Below are 12,080 nucleotides of genomic sequence, written 5' to 3' on the forward strand. Positions count from 1 at the left end.
GGTGCTCAGGGCTTACCCCCGTTGTCCACCACGCCGCCTTCTTGCCAAGGGGGTTCGCCCCCGCCCCCCTTCGTGCTCCCGCGAACTCTTGACCGCAATGTACTTTGCGTTGCAAAGTTGATGCACCGACAAAGCCATTCAGGGGGGATCAGTGGGAACACCGAACCAAGGCAGCCCGGCCGAGCTGCTGGCCGCCACCGACGGGTTACGGGCAGGGGCCCGGAGCCGACTGCGCGGGGCAGGGGTCCCGCTACTCGGCTTCGGCCTGCTCGCCCTGGCAGCCGGACCGATCGCCGGACAGGCCTTCAACTTCGGCGCCAACGGGCGGGACGTCACCTCGTACCCCGCCTTCGCCTACGCCCAGCTGACCGGCCTGTGCGTGCCGCACGCACCCGACGCCGCCTGCGAGCGGGGCGAGTTCGACGGGGCGGTGCTCCGCTTCCTGGCCTGGGGGATCTGGTACGTGCTGCTCCCGCTGGCCTGGTTCGCCCTGGCCCGCTGGTACCGGCGCCGCGGCGAGGCCCGCGGGATCGTGCCGCGCCGCGCCGTCTGGCTCACCACCACGGCCGTCGTCGGCGCCGTCGCCACCGCCGTCGTCATCGCCCTGGTCCTCGACACCGGCCGACACTTCGACCTCCAACTGCTGGCCAACCGCTACGCCTCGCCCTGGTACGTCCTGGGTGCCGGGCTGCTCGTCCTCGGCCTGGTCGAACGCAGCCCGCTGGTGGCCGGCGCCGGTCTCGCCCACGCGGTGCTGCTCACCGCCTACCTCTCGGCGCCCTGGGAGAGCGGCTGGCTGCCGTGGTCCGACCGGTCCGGCGGCTGGACCGACGGCCCCGCCGTGAAGGCCCTCCTGCTGGCGGCGATCCCCCTGGCCGCCGGTCTGGCGCGGTGGACCGCCGAGCGTCACCCGCCGACGGCATCCCGTACGGTCACCCCATGAGCGAGCGCAGTGAGCGGATCATCGGCAGGTGCCCGTGGGCGAACGCCCGCGCCGAGCAGGACGAGGCCGACGCATGAGCGCTGCCGACGGAGCCGACGGAGCTGACGGAGCCGGCGAGCAGCACCCGACCCTGGCCCTGGACGACACCGTCCACCAGCGGGTCCGGCTCGGGATCCTGACCATCGCCCGCGAGGCAGACCGGGTCGAGTTCGGCTTCCTCAAGGAACAACTCGGCGCCACCGACGGCAATCTGTCCCGCCACCTCAAGGTCCTCGAGGACTCCGGCCTGATCGCCGTCACCAAGGGCTACGCCGGCCGCCGCCCCCGCACCTGGCTCTCCCTCACCCCGCTCGGTGCCGAAGCGCTCGACCGTGAACTGCGCGCCCTCCGCGAACTCGTCCGCCGCCTCGACGCGGCGGCCGCGGGCGGACGACAGGAGTAGGGAGCAGGAAGTCGGCCCGGCCGACTTCCTGCTCCGGCCACAAGGTCGCCGAGCAGTCGAAGCACTATCGCTACTCGACGAGCCACCAGGCGGTCGTCGACGCCGAAACCCGCCTGGTTGTGGTGGTCGGCCGGCCCTGCCCGGCAACCGCAACGACTGCAGGGCATGGGAGGAATCCGGAGCCAAGGCCGCCGTCGGCCGGACAACCACGATCGCCGACGGCGGCTACCCCGGAACCGGCCTCGTCATCCCCGCACCGCCGACCCCGAGACGGCGAACTGACCGACTGGCAGGCCGAACACAACCACGACCACAAACGGGTTCGCGCCCGCGTCGAGCACGCCTTCGCCCGGATGAAGACCTGGAAGATCCTGCGCGACTGCCGCCTGAGAGGCGACGGTGTGCGCCACGCGATGCACGGCGTTGCCCGCCTACACAACCTCGCTCTCACGGAATGAGTCCCGCCGTATGCGGGACCTGAGAGCCCCCCGGGAGACTGCCCCCCACCTCGCAGTCTCGGAGGAGAATCAGGCGAGGCAGAACTCGTTGCCCTCGATGTCCTGCATCGTGATGCACGACTCGTTGACGCCATCGGCGCGCTGCGTCAGCACGTGTTTCGCGCCGAGCGCCATCAGCCGTGCGCATTCGGCCTCGAGTGTGGCCAGGCGCTCATCACCCACGAGCCCTGTGCCGACCCGCACATCAAGATGCACCCGGTTCTTGACGACCTTGCCCTCGGGAACTCGCTGGAAGAGCAGGCGCGGGGCCACACCCGAGGGATCGGTACACGCGAAGTAGATCTCGTCCTCGGGCGGCAGCGAGCGGTGATACTCCTCCCACGTGGCAAAGCCCTCCGGGACCGGCGGCACGACGTACCCCAGTACCTCGCACCAGAAGGCGGCGAGGCGCGCAGGTTCCGCGCAGTCGAAGGTCACTTGGAACTGTCTGATCGTTGACATCGGCGCACAATAACAGGGGCCCTGCTCATATCCCCAGGTCGGGAGGTCCGCAGTCATCGGGAGGAGGCACCTGCCACCCGCTGCCGTGTCGTGCGGTCGCAAGGGTGCACCGAGGTCAGCGTCTCCCCAAAGGGAACCTGGGATGCGATCCCGGCCAGCCACTCTCGTGCTGCCAAAGATCAGTTACGGGACAACCCTTGGTGCTGTGACCGATAAGGTTCACCGGGTTGGCGCTGGCGGAGCCTCAGCCGAACCACACGGTCCGGACCCGCGCGCTGCACGCCTACCTGCGGTGGCGCACCGTGAACGCCCGCCACTCCGACGTCCTCGCGGCCCAGCGCAAGGAGCGGGCCGGCATCCGCAGCGAGAAGGGCGTCCGATGGGGAGGGCACCCCAGAACCCAAGCAGCGTAACCGGGTTCGCACCCACATCTCAGTCGCACAGCACGAACCTCGCGAGGAGCTCCGCATGGACTATCAGGACGTCGACACGGCCGTGGCGGAGATGCTGAGGGTGCTCGATCCCCACACCGCCGAGGACTGGACGGTGCCGGCAGGGTCGCTGGAGTGGAGTTGCCGGGAGACAGCGGCGCACGTCGGGCACGACCTCCTGGCCTACGCAGGGCAAGTGGCATCGGGTGCCGCCGGCGCTTACCTCCCCTTCGACCTGAACGTCCGACGCACCGCCTCACCGACCGAGGTACTCCAGACGGTCAACGCCTGCGGCCGGCTCCTCAGCATCGCGTTGGCCACAGCCAGCCCCACCTTGCGGGCCTGGCACTGGGGTCCGTGCGACCCCGAGGGCTTCGCGGCAATGGGCGTGGCCGAAACCTTGCTCCACACCCACGACATCACGCAGGGACTGGCCGTGGACTGGCTGCCCCCGGCACTGCTGTGCGCGGCTGTGCTCGACCGTCTGTTCCCCGACGCCCCGCTCGGAGACCCTGTCGAGGTGCTTCTCTGGTGCACCGGCCGCCGGGAACTGGACGGCCTTCCCCGCCGGACATCGTGGACGTGGAAAGCGGCACTATCCGACTGAGAGCACTCAACGGGTGAACGTTCTCGGTCAGAGCAGTAGCGAGGGGTTATGGAGGCCCCACCATCGCATCAGGCCCCCCTGGACAGGAGAGGGGCGCCCAGCTGGCGAAGCATGTGCAGATCGTCGCGGATGGCCCAGCGCTCGGCGATGCGTCCGTCGATGAGGCGGTAGACGAAGGCCACGTCTGTCGCGTAGTCACCGCTGGGCGTGGGGAAGCCGAGGAAGGGAACTGACCGCTGACAAGGGCTCCCCCTGGGACGACGTTCCCACGGCTGAGCAGTCCCCTCCACCGCTGCGGACCGCCTCGGTCAGCGGCCCGGTCACCGGGCCGGGTGAGTGTCGGTGGGGGGCTGACCGGATGATGCCCCGCGCAGTCCGGCGCGCCGGACCGCGCGGGATGCCCGGCGGGAGTCAGGCTTGCCGACATGACCGCGGAAGACAACAAGCGCCTGGTCCGACGCTTCTACGAGGAGATCGACGCGGGCAACCTCGACGCCATGGACGAGCTCGTCGCCGAGGACTACATCGACCACCATCCGCCGCCCTTTCCGGTCGCCCCCGGCCGCCAGGGACTCAAGGACGCGTTCCGGGTCTTCTGGGACGCCACCCCGGGCGCGCACCTCATCGAGGACCAGATCGCCGAGGGCGACAAGGTGGTGACCCGGCTTACCGCCACCGGCACCCACCGTGGCGACCTGCCCGGTGCCCCCGCTACCGGGAACCCGATGCGGATGACGGCGGTGGTCATCCACCGGATCGAGAACGGAAAACTGGCCGAGAAGTGGTCCGGCAAGGACGAACTCGGCCTGCTCCAGCAGATCGGCATCCTCCCGCCCCTCGGCGGCCCGACCCAATGACCGAGCCGGGTTGTCCTTAGGGGCCTGTGGCTGCCCGACACACCGCGCGCACCCCGGCCGCGGCCCCGGGCCCGGGTGGGAAACTGTGGGCCTGAGGAGAGGACGACCCGAACCCGCCACGGTTATCGGCTGCCGGTGAGCGAGCCCTGAGCAGCCCGAGCGGCCGGGAACGGCCATCGCGCCGGCCCCGAGCCCGCTCAGCGCCAGTCGTCCAGGAGGTACGAGCCAGGGTGGCTGTAGCCGGGCTGGTTGGGCCGGTGCATGGCGACCCCCTGCCGCCAGGTCCGGAAGCCGCGCTCCACCAGTCGGCCGTAGGCCTCCGGGCGGCCGAGGTTGACGCCGGTGTCGAGGCCGGCTGCTCCGCGGTCAAGAGCCAACTGCTCGCAAGCGTCCAGCAGTCGGTCGAACCGCGCGGCGCCCCCCGTCCCCGGCCGGACAGCACCGAACTTGACGAAGCAGACGTCGGGGCGGGCCTCCGAACCGGCGCCGCAGTGGCAGACGGCGAAGCCGTCGAGGCCACCGTCGCCGGGCAGCAGCACTGTGTCGCCCAGCTGGTTGGCGTGCAGTGCGGCGATCTCGTGCGTCAGATCGAGCCCCTCGTACACGGCCTCAGCAAGGTCGCGGCACTAGCCCGTGGGGTCGAGCGCACGCAAAACGGCTGGTATTACTGGGGCATGCAGGAAGAGACCGCACGCTCCGCGATCGACACGTTCATCTCCGCGTTCAACGCCACGGAGGACAGCTATGTGACTGCCCTGCTCTCCCAGGCCCTGACCTCAGACGTGGTCTTCTGGGGACCGTTGGGCCGCAGCGAAGGAATCGCGGCGGTCGAGCGGTTCGTGCTGGACATCCGGCGCCACCCGGCGGGGCCCGGCACGATGGTGCGCTGCTCAGCGGTGGACATGCCTGACGAATGGGCCCGGTACCAGTGGGTCTTCACCACGCCTGATGGAGGCCCCCGCCTGGCGGGAACGGACGTCGTCCATCTGCGACGGAGCCTCATCGACCAGTTCATCGTCTTCGCGGGGGAGACCGGGCCGTCCGCCTCCTGAGTCATCCTTCTGTCGCTGTCCTACTCCTGAACTTGCCCTGCGGTGTTGAGGGGGCGTCGGCCCCAGCGGATGCCCGCGGGTCAGCGCGGAGAAGACGAGTTCGACCTGGTTGAGCCAGGAGGCATGTGGCGGGGTCCAGCGGACGTGCCAGCGCGGGTGAGCGGCGAGCCAGGTGCTTGGCGGTGTGTGTGGGCGTTGTCGAGGATCACGTGGATGTCCTTGTCGCGGGGCATGAGCCGGTCGAGCCGGCCAAGGAAGGCGGTGAAGGTCGCGGCGTCGTTGCGCTGGATGGTGTCGGTCAGGGTCTGCCCGGTGGAGACGTCGAGCGCGGCGACGATCGAGGCGGTGCCGTGGCGGGTGAGCCAGCCGCGGACCTTGTGCGGTTTCAGGTCCAAGTCAGCCAGGATCCGGCCGACTTGGGAGGAGGAGATCGGCGCGAACACCGTGTCCGCGACCTGGTCGGCGATCGCCGCGTGGGTCCAGGTCGCGGCGGGGCCGATCGGGATGCCGGTGGCCGCGGCGACCACCGCGACGCGTACCAGGTCGTCGTAGCGGCGCGGCCGCCCCGAGCGTGCGGCGTCTTTCAAGCCCTCCAGCCCACGCTCGGCGAACCGGCCAGGCCACTTGCGGACCGTGTTCACGCTCACCGCCAGTCGGCGGGCGATCCCCGCGTTGCCCGCCCCGTCGGCCGCAGCCAGCACGATCCGGGCCCGGAGTACCTGTCTGACCTGCGCCTTCGCTGAGGACGCGATCCGCTGCAGCACGCCGCGCGTCTCTTCGTCCACGACCACGGCCGCCGCCGCGTCCCGCCCCGAACCCTCCGCCATGAACAGTGATCATGGCGGAGGGGTGGGCCGGGACGGCAGGATGGCGCCGTGCCGAAGAACCCGCCAGAGTCCATGCAGCACCACCTGCGCCAGCGGCTGAACACCCGCGCCGCCGAGCGCTGGCCGCAGCTGGCCCGGGTCCACGTCCGCTTTCGCGCGGGATTCGCCTACGTGGAAGGTGAGTTGAGGAACGGCGAACGCCTGCCGCTATGTCGCCTCCGCTTCGCCGGAGTCCTGCACACCTGGGGCTTCGCGCTCTACCCCGCCAGCCGAGGCGGCTACGAGGACAACGTGCTTCCCAGCGGCCTACCCGTCGGCGCCCCCGAAGAATGCCTGAACTGCGCCTGCGGCCTCTACCTCGACAGCCCGGCGGCCTGACCGCTCCACGAACTTGCACGGAGCAGCACTAGATCAACAAGCAGAGGGGCAGGGCGGCTGGGCCGCAGCCGGAGTCGCCGGATCAGGAGACGCGCTTCAGCTGCCAGGCGTTGTCGTTGAAGCTCGGGTTCGACCAGGCGACGCAGCTGCTGCTGTAGTACGAGCCGGTCTGGACCCAGCCCGCGGGCGGGTAGGTGGTGCCGCAGGCCTGGACCACGGTGCCGACGGGAAGTCCGGTGAGCTGCTTTATCTGCTTGATGTTCGGGCTGAAGCTCTGCGTACCGCAACTGCTGCTGTAACCCCAACTCACGTCGACGTAGCCGGTCGGAGTGAGCGTGCTTCCGCACACGGTCGTGACGTCGCCCGGGGCGGCCTGGGCGGGCGCCGCGGTCAGGGCGAACATGGCAGCGGTGCCGGCGATGGCCATACAGGTGGTGCGGAGGCGAATCATGGGTGATGGCTCCTTCGATCGGGGGTGGCCCGTCAGGCCGTGGAGCCATTCCTATGGTCTGATCACCGGTTTCGGATAGCGACTTTCAGGCCTAAAGATCCACCGTGCAGATCTCCTCTTCCGCCGGCACGGCACCGCCTCGATCGTCGCCGCCCTCGACGTGCGGGCCGGCGAGGTGCTCACCGACCCCATCGCCCGCAACAACGCGGCCACCTTCACCGCCTTCCTCGACCGACTCAACGCGGTGATCGCCTCTGACAAGGAGATCCACGTGGTGCTCGACAACGGCTCCTCACACACCGCCAAACACGCCAAGGCATGGTTCGCCTCCCATCCGCGCTGGCACGTCCCCTGGGCGCCGCCGCACGCCTCCTGGCTCAACCAAGTCGAGCTGTTCTTCTCCGCGCTGACCCGCCGCGTGCTCCGCCACGGAGACTTCGCCAACCGCGACGACCTGATCGACACGATGGACACCTACGTCCGCGGGCACAACAAGGCTGCTCGTCGTAGGCCAGGACGAAGGTGGCGCTCGACGAGGTCGGCGAAGGGAACCCCGCGCCGCACGACATACTCCCGGCGGATTACTCCGGTACCTCGCGGGGGCTACGAACGACACCAGAATGTTTGCATCCACCGGCCGACGCGACAGAGGAGCTGCGGAACCTAGCGTCGATCCCATGAAACGCAATCGCCGTATCAGCGCTGTCGCGGTGCTGGCGCTCGCCGCCCTCGTCACCGGAACCGGCGCCGGGTTCGCCGCCACGACCACACCGTCGGCCACACCGGCGGCCACGCACGCGTTCGACACCGCACCGGCCACGGCTACGGCCACCGCGCCCACGCGGTCCTTCCAAGGCACGCTCCCCGCGCCGACCGGCCCCTACGCCGCCGGTGAGGACGTCATCCACCTCACCGACGCGAGCCGTCCCGACCCGTGGGCGCCGTCATCCGGCCCCCGCCAACTGACCGTCACGATGGTCTACCCGGCCGTCCCCGGGACCGGGACGCCGGCCCCTTACATGACCCTCGCCGAGGCAGCCGGACACATCCAGCGCGCGAAGATACCGGCGAGCTCCGGCATCACCCCGCAGAACCTTTCCAGCGTCACCACTCACGCCTTCGACCGCGCGCGGCCGCAGAGGGGCAAGTATCCGCTGGTGGTCCTCTCACCCGGGTTCGGGGACCCGCGCATGGTGCTCACCGCGCTCGCGACCGACCTGGCCAGTCACGGCTACGTCGTCGCGCTCGTCGGCCACACCCACGAGGACAGCGGCGAGACGCTGGCGAACGGCCAGACGCCGCCGTGCGCGATCTGCGATGACCCGAACCTCGACATGGACACGGTCACCGCCAGCCGCGCGCTGGACGTGTCCTTCGTGATCGAGCAGTTGACGCATGGCAATACCGCGTGGCGCCTGGCACACCTCATCGACAAGCACGAGATCGGCATGGCCGGACACTCCATCGGCGGAGCGTCGGCCGCCGCCACGCTGATCGCCGACCCGCGAGTACGGGCCGGGGTGAACATGGACGGCACCTTTTTCCCGGCCCCGTTGCCCGGCCGGATCAACCGGCCGTTCCTCATGCTGGGTGCGGCCGCCTACCACTCGGCCGGCGGTGGCGACAACTGGGGGCAGGCCTGGGCCGCCCTAGGCGGCTACAAGAAGTGGCTGGCGGTCACCGGCGCCAACCACCCCAGCTTCACCGACGCGGACCTGCTCGAGGAGCAGGCCGGGTTCCCGACGCCGCCCCTCGACCCCGAACGTGGAATCGTGATCACGCGTGAGTACGTGACGGCGTTCTTCGACCAGACGCTGAAGGGGATCCGCAGTCCGCTGCTGGACGGCCCCTCGCCGAACAATCCGGAAGTACTCTTCCAGCACTAGTGCAGCGCCGCGTTGATCCTTCGGGGGTTCAAGCGGCTTTGAGTGGGCTGCCATCGTAGGTCCAGCGGTAGGGCTTGGCGTCGTGTTCGTCGTAGGCCAAGACGAAGGTGGCGATGGCCGCGGCCAGTTCGTCGCGGGAGGCGAACTGGCCGCGGCGTAGTAGACGTCGGGTCAGGGTGGAGAAGAACAGCTCGACTTGGTCGAGCCGGCTGGCGTGTTCGGGGGACGGTGTCCACATGCCGCCCGGCCGCGCGGGCCGTGGCGGCGTTCGACCTTCCCTCGGCCAGTGCCAGGACCACCGAAGCCCGCTGCACCTGCCCGAACGGCGCGGTGCGCGAGTCTGCCAGGCGTTCAAGCACCTCACGCTCGGCCTGGGGCAGTTCGATCGTGAACGCTGCAACTGTGCAGGCTCAAGGACACCGGCCACCCCGAGATGTGGGGCTTCGCTCTGTTCACCTACGGCAACGAACGCTACGAGGACAACATCCTGCCCACGGGCCTGTCCTTCGGGAGCCCCGAAGACGCCCTCGACTGCGCCGTCGGCCTCTCTACCCCGGCGACCCCGCCAGCTGACCGGCAACCCCGAAGGATCAACGCGGCGCTGCACTAGGCTGGCCGGGGTCAAGTCGATGATCAAGGGGGCAGGACCGTGCGGATCGAACGTCACCAGGTGGACGGGGCGCGGGTGACGAAGGCCCGCGAGGACTTCGTGAACCGGATCGGGAGGCAGGTCCACTCCTACTCCCGCGCCGGCCTGATGACCACCACCGAGTGGCAGCTGATCGCCGACTCCTTCCTCGACTACCTCGGCGCCCTCTCCACCACTCGGCCCGACCTCGACACCCCCGAGGCCGAGGCCGTCCTCAAGGACGCCACCGAGGCCGCGGTCGGCGCCGTCTCCTTCGCCGCCTACTACCCGCACGACGGCTTCCACGTCTTCCTCGACTACCCCAACTTCGGGATGCGCTACGACCGCGAGGACGGGCAGGACCGCGACCCCCGCCACCGGGTCACCGCCCGGGAGTGGCTCGACGCCTTCTGCCTCGCGATCGTCTCCGACAAGGTCTCCGCCCACGGCGAGGCCTTCTGCTGGGCCCGGCAGTTGATGCCCGACGAGCCGGTCACGCCCACCCTGGAGCTGGTCGACGGCTTCTCGGCCCACTTCTTCGAGGAGGTCGACCTCCCCACCCCCGCCGAGCCGCAGCCCGGCCTGCGCGCTCTGCGCGCCCTCGTCGACGGGGACCGCGAGGCCTTCGACGCCGCTCTGCTCGCCCTCCTCCAGGACGGCCCGCACGGCACCGGACCGGCCGGCCTCCTGCCGCTGGTCCCGATCGCCCTCGCCGCCCTCGCGTACCGCACCTACGGCTGGACGCCGGCGGTCGACACCGACTACCTCCCCCACGCCCCGGTCACCGGCTTCGAGACCCCAGGCCCGCGCGTCCACGGCCTCGGCCGCGACCCACGTCCCGACGCCGTCGCCCACCTCGCCGCCGGACCCGTCGACCTCGACCGGCCGAGCCCGGCCCGCCCCCTCAGCCCGGACAGCGAGGCCCGGTTCGAGCGGCGCACCCTGGAGGCCGTCACGCCCAAGGACGGCGAGCCGCTGGACGCGTGGGAGCTCACGCGCGCCCTGCGCTACCAGAGCTACCTCCTCGCGGCGCGCGCCTCGCAGTCCTGCGACGCCACCGACGCCCAGCTCGACAACCTGCGGCTCGCCTCCCGGCTGGGGGCCGCCGTGTTCCGGGTCGCCCTCGCCGAGCCGGGTACCGAGGCCGAGGTGACGATCGACGGCCGGAGCCTGCGCTTCCCCGCCTGCCGGGACACGGACTTCGGCCCGGCCTTCTGGGAGACGGCCCTCTCCTACGCCCTGATCACCGGCGACTCGGAGGACCTCGAGCCGCTCGTCCTGGCCGGCCCCACGATCGCCGCCGAGGACCGCTCCCCGTTCGCCTCCTACCGCACCGCCCTGCACGACCACCTCCGCGGCGCCGACCCGCGGCCGGCCACCGAGCGGGCCCTGAAGGAGGTGGAACGCACCAGGGACCAGGGCTTCCTCCCGCCCCCGGTCGTCCTCTTCTCCCAGCTCGTCGAGGGCGACGAGACCACCTTCAACCTGGCCCTGCTGGATGCCCTGGAAGCCCACCGCGACCACTACTGCGTCGCCGACCGCGCCACCGACACCGACGCCGCACTCAGCCTCGACATCCTCGCCCTCGCCTGCCACGCCCGCCGCAGCCGCGGCTGGACCGTCCACGTCCGCTCGCCCTACCTCCCGCCCCGCCTGCTCGAAGCGGCCGGGCGCGCCTGACGCGCAGGCCGGTCCCGGCAAGCGCACCGCCGCCGTCGCCGGCGTCGCCGCTGGCACCGCGAAGGCCCCCCGCGCCACCACCGGGGGACCCGCCTGCCTGGAGCTACCGGGTCTTCGGCTTCTCGTAGTACGTGGCGGTGAGGGTCCAGGCGATGAGGGGGCCGTGTGCCTCTCGCACCTGTTCCAGGGTCAGGCCGTCCGGGTCGGCCGAGACTTGCCGGCGCAGCATGTGCCGGTCCTTCCGGGGCAGTACCCACGCGGTCATCAGACGGTCGCCCGGAATGTCCCAGTCCACCGTGACGTGGTCCCGCCCGTCGAGGGTGGAGTGCGGGCCGGGGCTGTCGGGCTCCGGCTTGGGAGCGAGGCAGTCCGCGTACTGCAGCCGGGGCGGCAGGCGCTCGATCAGCTCGGGAATCGCCCGTTCCACGGGTGCCGACGGCGCGAAGTAGGCGACGATCTGCAGGTGCCCCGTCATTGCGGGCCCGACCAGGGAGTGGCCGGGGAGGAGGTCGACCCGTGAGGCCCGCCAGCAGTCGTCGATCGTCTGACTGAAGACGGGCCGCAGCCCGTACGTCCGCGCGATCGCCGCCAGCCGCGCCCGCAGCTGCTCCTCGGCGTCCTCGCAGGCCTGCCGGACAGGCTTGGAGCGGGCGAGCCGCCGCAGCCGCCAGGTGGCGGGCACGCCGGAGCGGAACGTTTGCAGAGCGATGATCGCGATGACGCCGACGCCGCCCAGGAACTGCTTCACCTTCGCCGTCCTGCGGCGCCCCTGGCTCATCCGCCGATGCTCGCCCAACTGTCCGGCCCCGCACGTGAGTACGCGTACTCAGATACGCGACGCCGTCCGTCCGCCGTCAGGGGGCGCCGGCACCGCTGCGCCCGCTTTCGGCCTCCACCCGGCCGGTCCCGTCCGCTCGCTTGGCCGGAGGCCGCACGCCT

Annotated in this window: 16 protein-coding genes and 2 pseudogenes; 12 read left to right on the forward strand and 6 right to left on the reverse strand. The window is 70.7% G+C overall.

The window, feature by feature from the left end:
- Positions 1-151: 151 nt before the first annotated feature.
- From ACZ51D_RS33195 to ACZ51D_RS33205, 3 genes and pseudogenes are all read left to right on the forward strand, one after another.
- A complete protein-coding gene (locus ACZ51D_RS33195) occupies positions 152-943 on the forward strand; it encodes a hypothetical protein (protein WP_465664343.1) in 792 nt (263 codons plus the stop codon).
- A gap of 73 nt (positions 944-1,016) precedes the next feature.
- Positions 1,017-1,385, forward strand: coding sequence for a winged helix-turn-helix domain-containing protein (locus ACZ51D_RS33200; RefSeq protein WP_465622407.1), 369 nt, complete (start codon positions 1,017-1,019; stop codon positions 1,383-1,385).
- 38 nt (positions 1,386-1,423) lie between these two features.
- Positions 1,424-1,843 (forward strand): annotated as a pseudogene (locus ACZ51D_RS33205) (transposase); the annotation flags it as partial.
- 69 nt (positions 1,844-1,912) lie between these two features.
- Here the strand turns inward: ACZ51D_RS33205 and ACZ51D_RS33210 are convergent.
- Positions 1,913-2,344: a VOC family protein gene (locus tag ACZ51D_RS33210; RefSeq protein WP_465622405.1), complete on the reverse strand. Its 432-nt coding sequence runs from the start codon at positions 2,342-2,344 to the stop codon at positions 1,913-1,915.
- A 248-nt stretch (positions 2,345-2,592) separates the two neighbouring features.
- Between ACZ51D_RS33210 and ACZ51D_RS33215 the strand changes: the two are divergent.
- The 3 genes and pseudogenes from ACZ51D_RS33215 to ACZ51D_RS33225 form a co-directional block, all read left to right on the forward strand.
- A pseudogene (locus ACZ51D_RS33215) lies at positions 2,593-2,757 on the forward strand (IS630 family transposase); the annotation flags it as partial.
- A gap of 55 nt (positions 2,758-2,812) precedes the next feature.
- Complete coding sequence (locus ACZ51D_RS33220; RefSeq protein ID WP_465622404.1) at positions 2,813-3,382, forward strand: maleylpyruvate isomerase N-terminal domain-containing protein; 570 nt, start codon at positions 2,813-2,815, stop codon at positions 3,380-3,382.
- A gap of 425 nt (positions 3,383-3,807) precedes the next feature.
- Positions 3,808-4,239 (forward strand): ester cyclase, encoded by a 432-nt coding sequence (locus ACZ51D_RS33225; protein WP_465622402.1) that lies wholly within the window; start codon positions 3,808-3,810, stop codon positions 4,237-4,239.
- Positions 4,240-4,436: 197 nt separating this feature from the next.
- On the opposite strand, the gene ACZ51D_RS33230 is transcribed toward ACZ51D_RS33225, so the two are convergent.
- Positions 4,437-4,844 (reverse strand): hypothetical protein, encoded by a 408-nt coding sequence (locus tag ACZ51D_RS33230; protein ID WP_465622401.1) that lies wholly within the window; start codon positions 4,842-4,844, stop codon positions 4,437-4,439.
- Positions 4,845-4,913: 69 nt separating this feature from the next.
- Here ACZ51D_RS33230 and ACZ51D_RS33235 point away from each other — a divergent pair, with 69 nt between their 5' ends.
- A complete protein-coding gene (locus ACZ51D_RS33235; protein ID WP_465664344.1) occupies positions 4,914-5,291 on the forward strand; it encodes a nuclear transport factor 2 family protein in 378 nt (125 codons plus the stop codon).
- 80 nt (positions 5,292-5,371) lie between these two features.
- Here the strand turns inward: ACZ51D_RS33235 and ACZ51D_RS33240 are convergent, their stop codons facing one another.
- The gene (locus ACZ51D_RS33240) at positions 5,372-6,118 is read right to left on the reverse strand and encodes a helix-turn-helix domain-containing protein (protein ID WP_465664345.1); all 747 of its coding nucleotides are present in this window, start codon (positions 6,116-6,118) and stop codon (positions 5,372-5,374) included.
- A gap of 48 nt (positions 6,119-6,166) precedes the next feature.
- On the opposite strand from ACZ51D_RS33240, the gene ACZ51D_RS33245 reads away from it, so the two are divergent.
- Positions 6,167-6,496 (forward strand): hypothetical protein, encoded by a 330-nt coding sequence (locus tag ACZ51D_RS33245; RefSeq protein WP_465664346.1) that lies wholly within the window; start codon positions 6,167-6,169, stop codon positions 6,494-6,496.
- Positions 6,497-6,578: 82 nt separating this feature from the next.
- On the opposite strand, the gene ACZ51D_RS33250 is transcribed toward ACZ51D_RS33245, so the two are convergent.
- Complete coding sequence (locus ACZ51D_RS33250) at positions 6,579-6,947, reverse strand: hypothetical protein (RefSeq protein ID WP_360506616.1); 369 nt, start codon at positions 6,945-6,947, stop codon at positions 6,579-6,581.
- Positions 6,948-7,044: 97 nt separating this feature from the next.
- Here ACZ51D_RS33250 and ACZ51D_RS33255 point away from each other — a divergent pair, with 97 nt between their 5' ends.
- Together ACZ51D_RS33255 and ACZ51D_RS33260 are read left to right on the forward strand one after the other, a co-directional pair.
- A complete protein-coding gene (locus ACZ51D_RS33255) occupies positions 7,045-7,614 on the forward strand; it encodes a transposase (RefSeq protein ID WP_465664381.1) in 570 nt (189 codons plus the stop codon).
- Positions 7,568-8,833: an alpha/beta hydrolase family protein gene (locus ACZ51D_RS33260; protein WP_465664347.1), complete on the forward strand. Its 1,266-nt coding sequence runs from the start codon at positions 7,568-7,570 to the stop codon at positions 8,831-8,833. The genes ACZ51D_RS33255 and ACZ51D_RS33260 overlap by 47 nt, the downstream gene beginning before the upstream one ends.
- 28 nt (positions 8,834-8,861) lie before the next feature.
- On the opposite strand, the gene ACZ51D_RS33265 is transcribed toward ACZ51D_RS33260, so the two are convergent.
- On the reverse strand, positions 8,862-9,071 hold the full coding sequence (locus tag ACZ51D_RS33265) for a hypothetical protein (RefSeq protein ID WP_465664348.1): 210 nt from the start codon (positions 9,069-9,071) through the stop codon (positions 8,862-8,864).
- Positions 9,072-9,266: 195 nt separating this feature from the next.
- On the opposite strand from ACZ51D_RS33265, the gene ACZ51D_RS33270 reads away from it, so the two are divergent.
- Together ACZ51D_RS33270 and ACZ51D_RS33275 are read left to right on the forward strand one after the other, a co-directional pair.
- Positions 9,267-9,443 carry a hypothetical protein gene (locus ACZ51D_RS33270; protein WP_465664349.1) on the forward strand — a complete coding sequence of 59 codons (177 nt, stop codon included), beginning with the start codon at positions 9,267-9,269 and terminating at the stop codon, positions 9,441-9,443.
- Positions 9,444-9,482: 39 nt separating this feature from the next.
- Positions 9,483-11,141, forward strand: a complete 1,659-nt coding sequence (locus ACZ51D_RS33275; RefSeq protein ID WP_465664350.1) for an immunity 49 family protein — start codon at positions 9,483-9,485, stop codon at positions 11,139-11,141.
- A gap of 103 nt (positions 11,142-11,244) precedes the next feature.
- On the opposite strand, the gene ACZ51D_RS33280 is transcribed toward ACZ51D_RS33275, so the two are convergent.
- Entirely contained in the window at positions 11,245-11,919 is a 675-nt protein-coding gene (locus ACZ51D_RS33280) for a hypothetical protein (protein WP_465664351.1), read from the reverse strand.
- Between the last annotated feature and the right edge of the window lie 161 nt (positions 11,920-12,080).

It is taken from the genome of Kitasatospora sp. NPDC033851, from assembly GCF_055576085.1.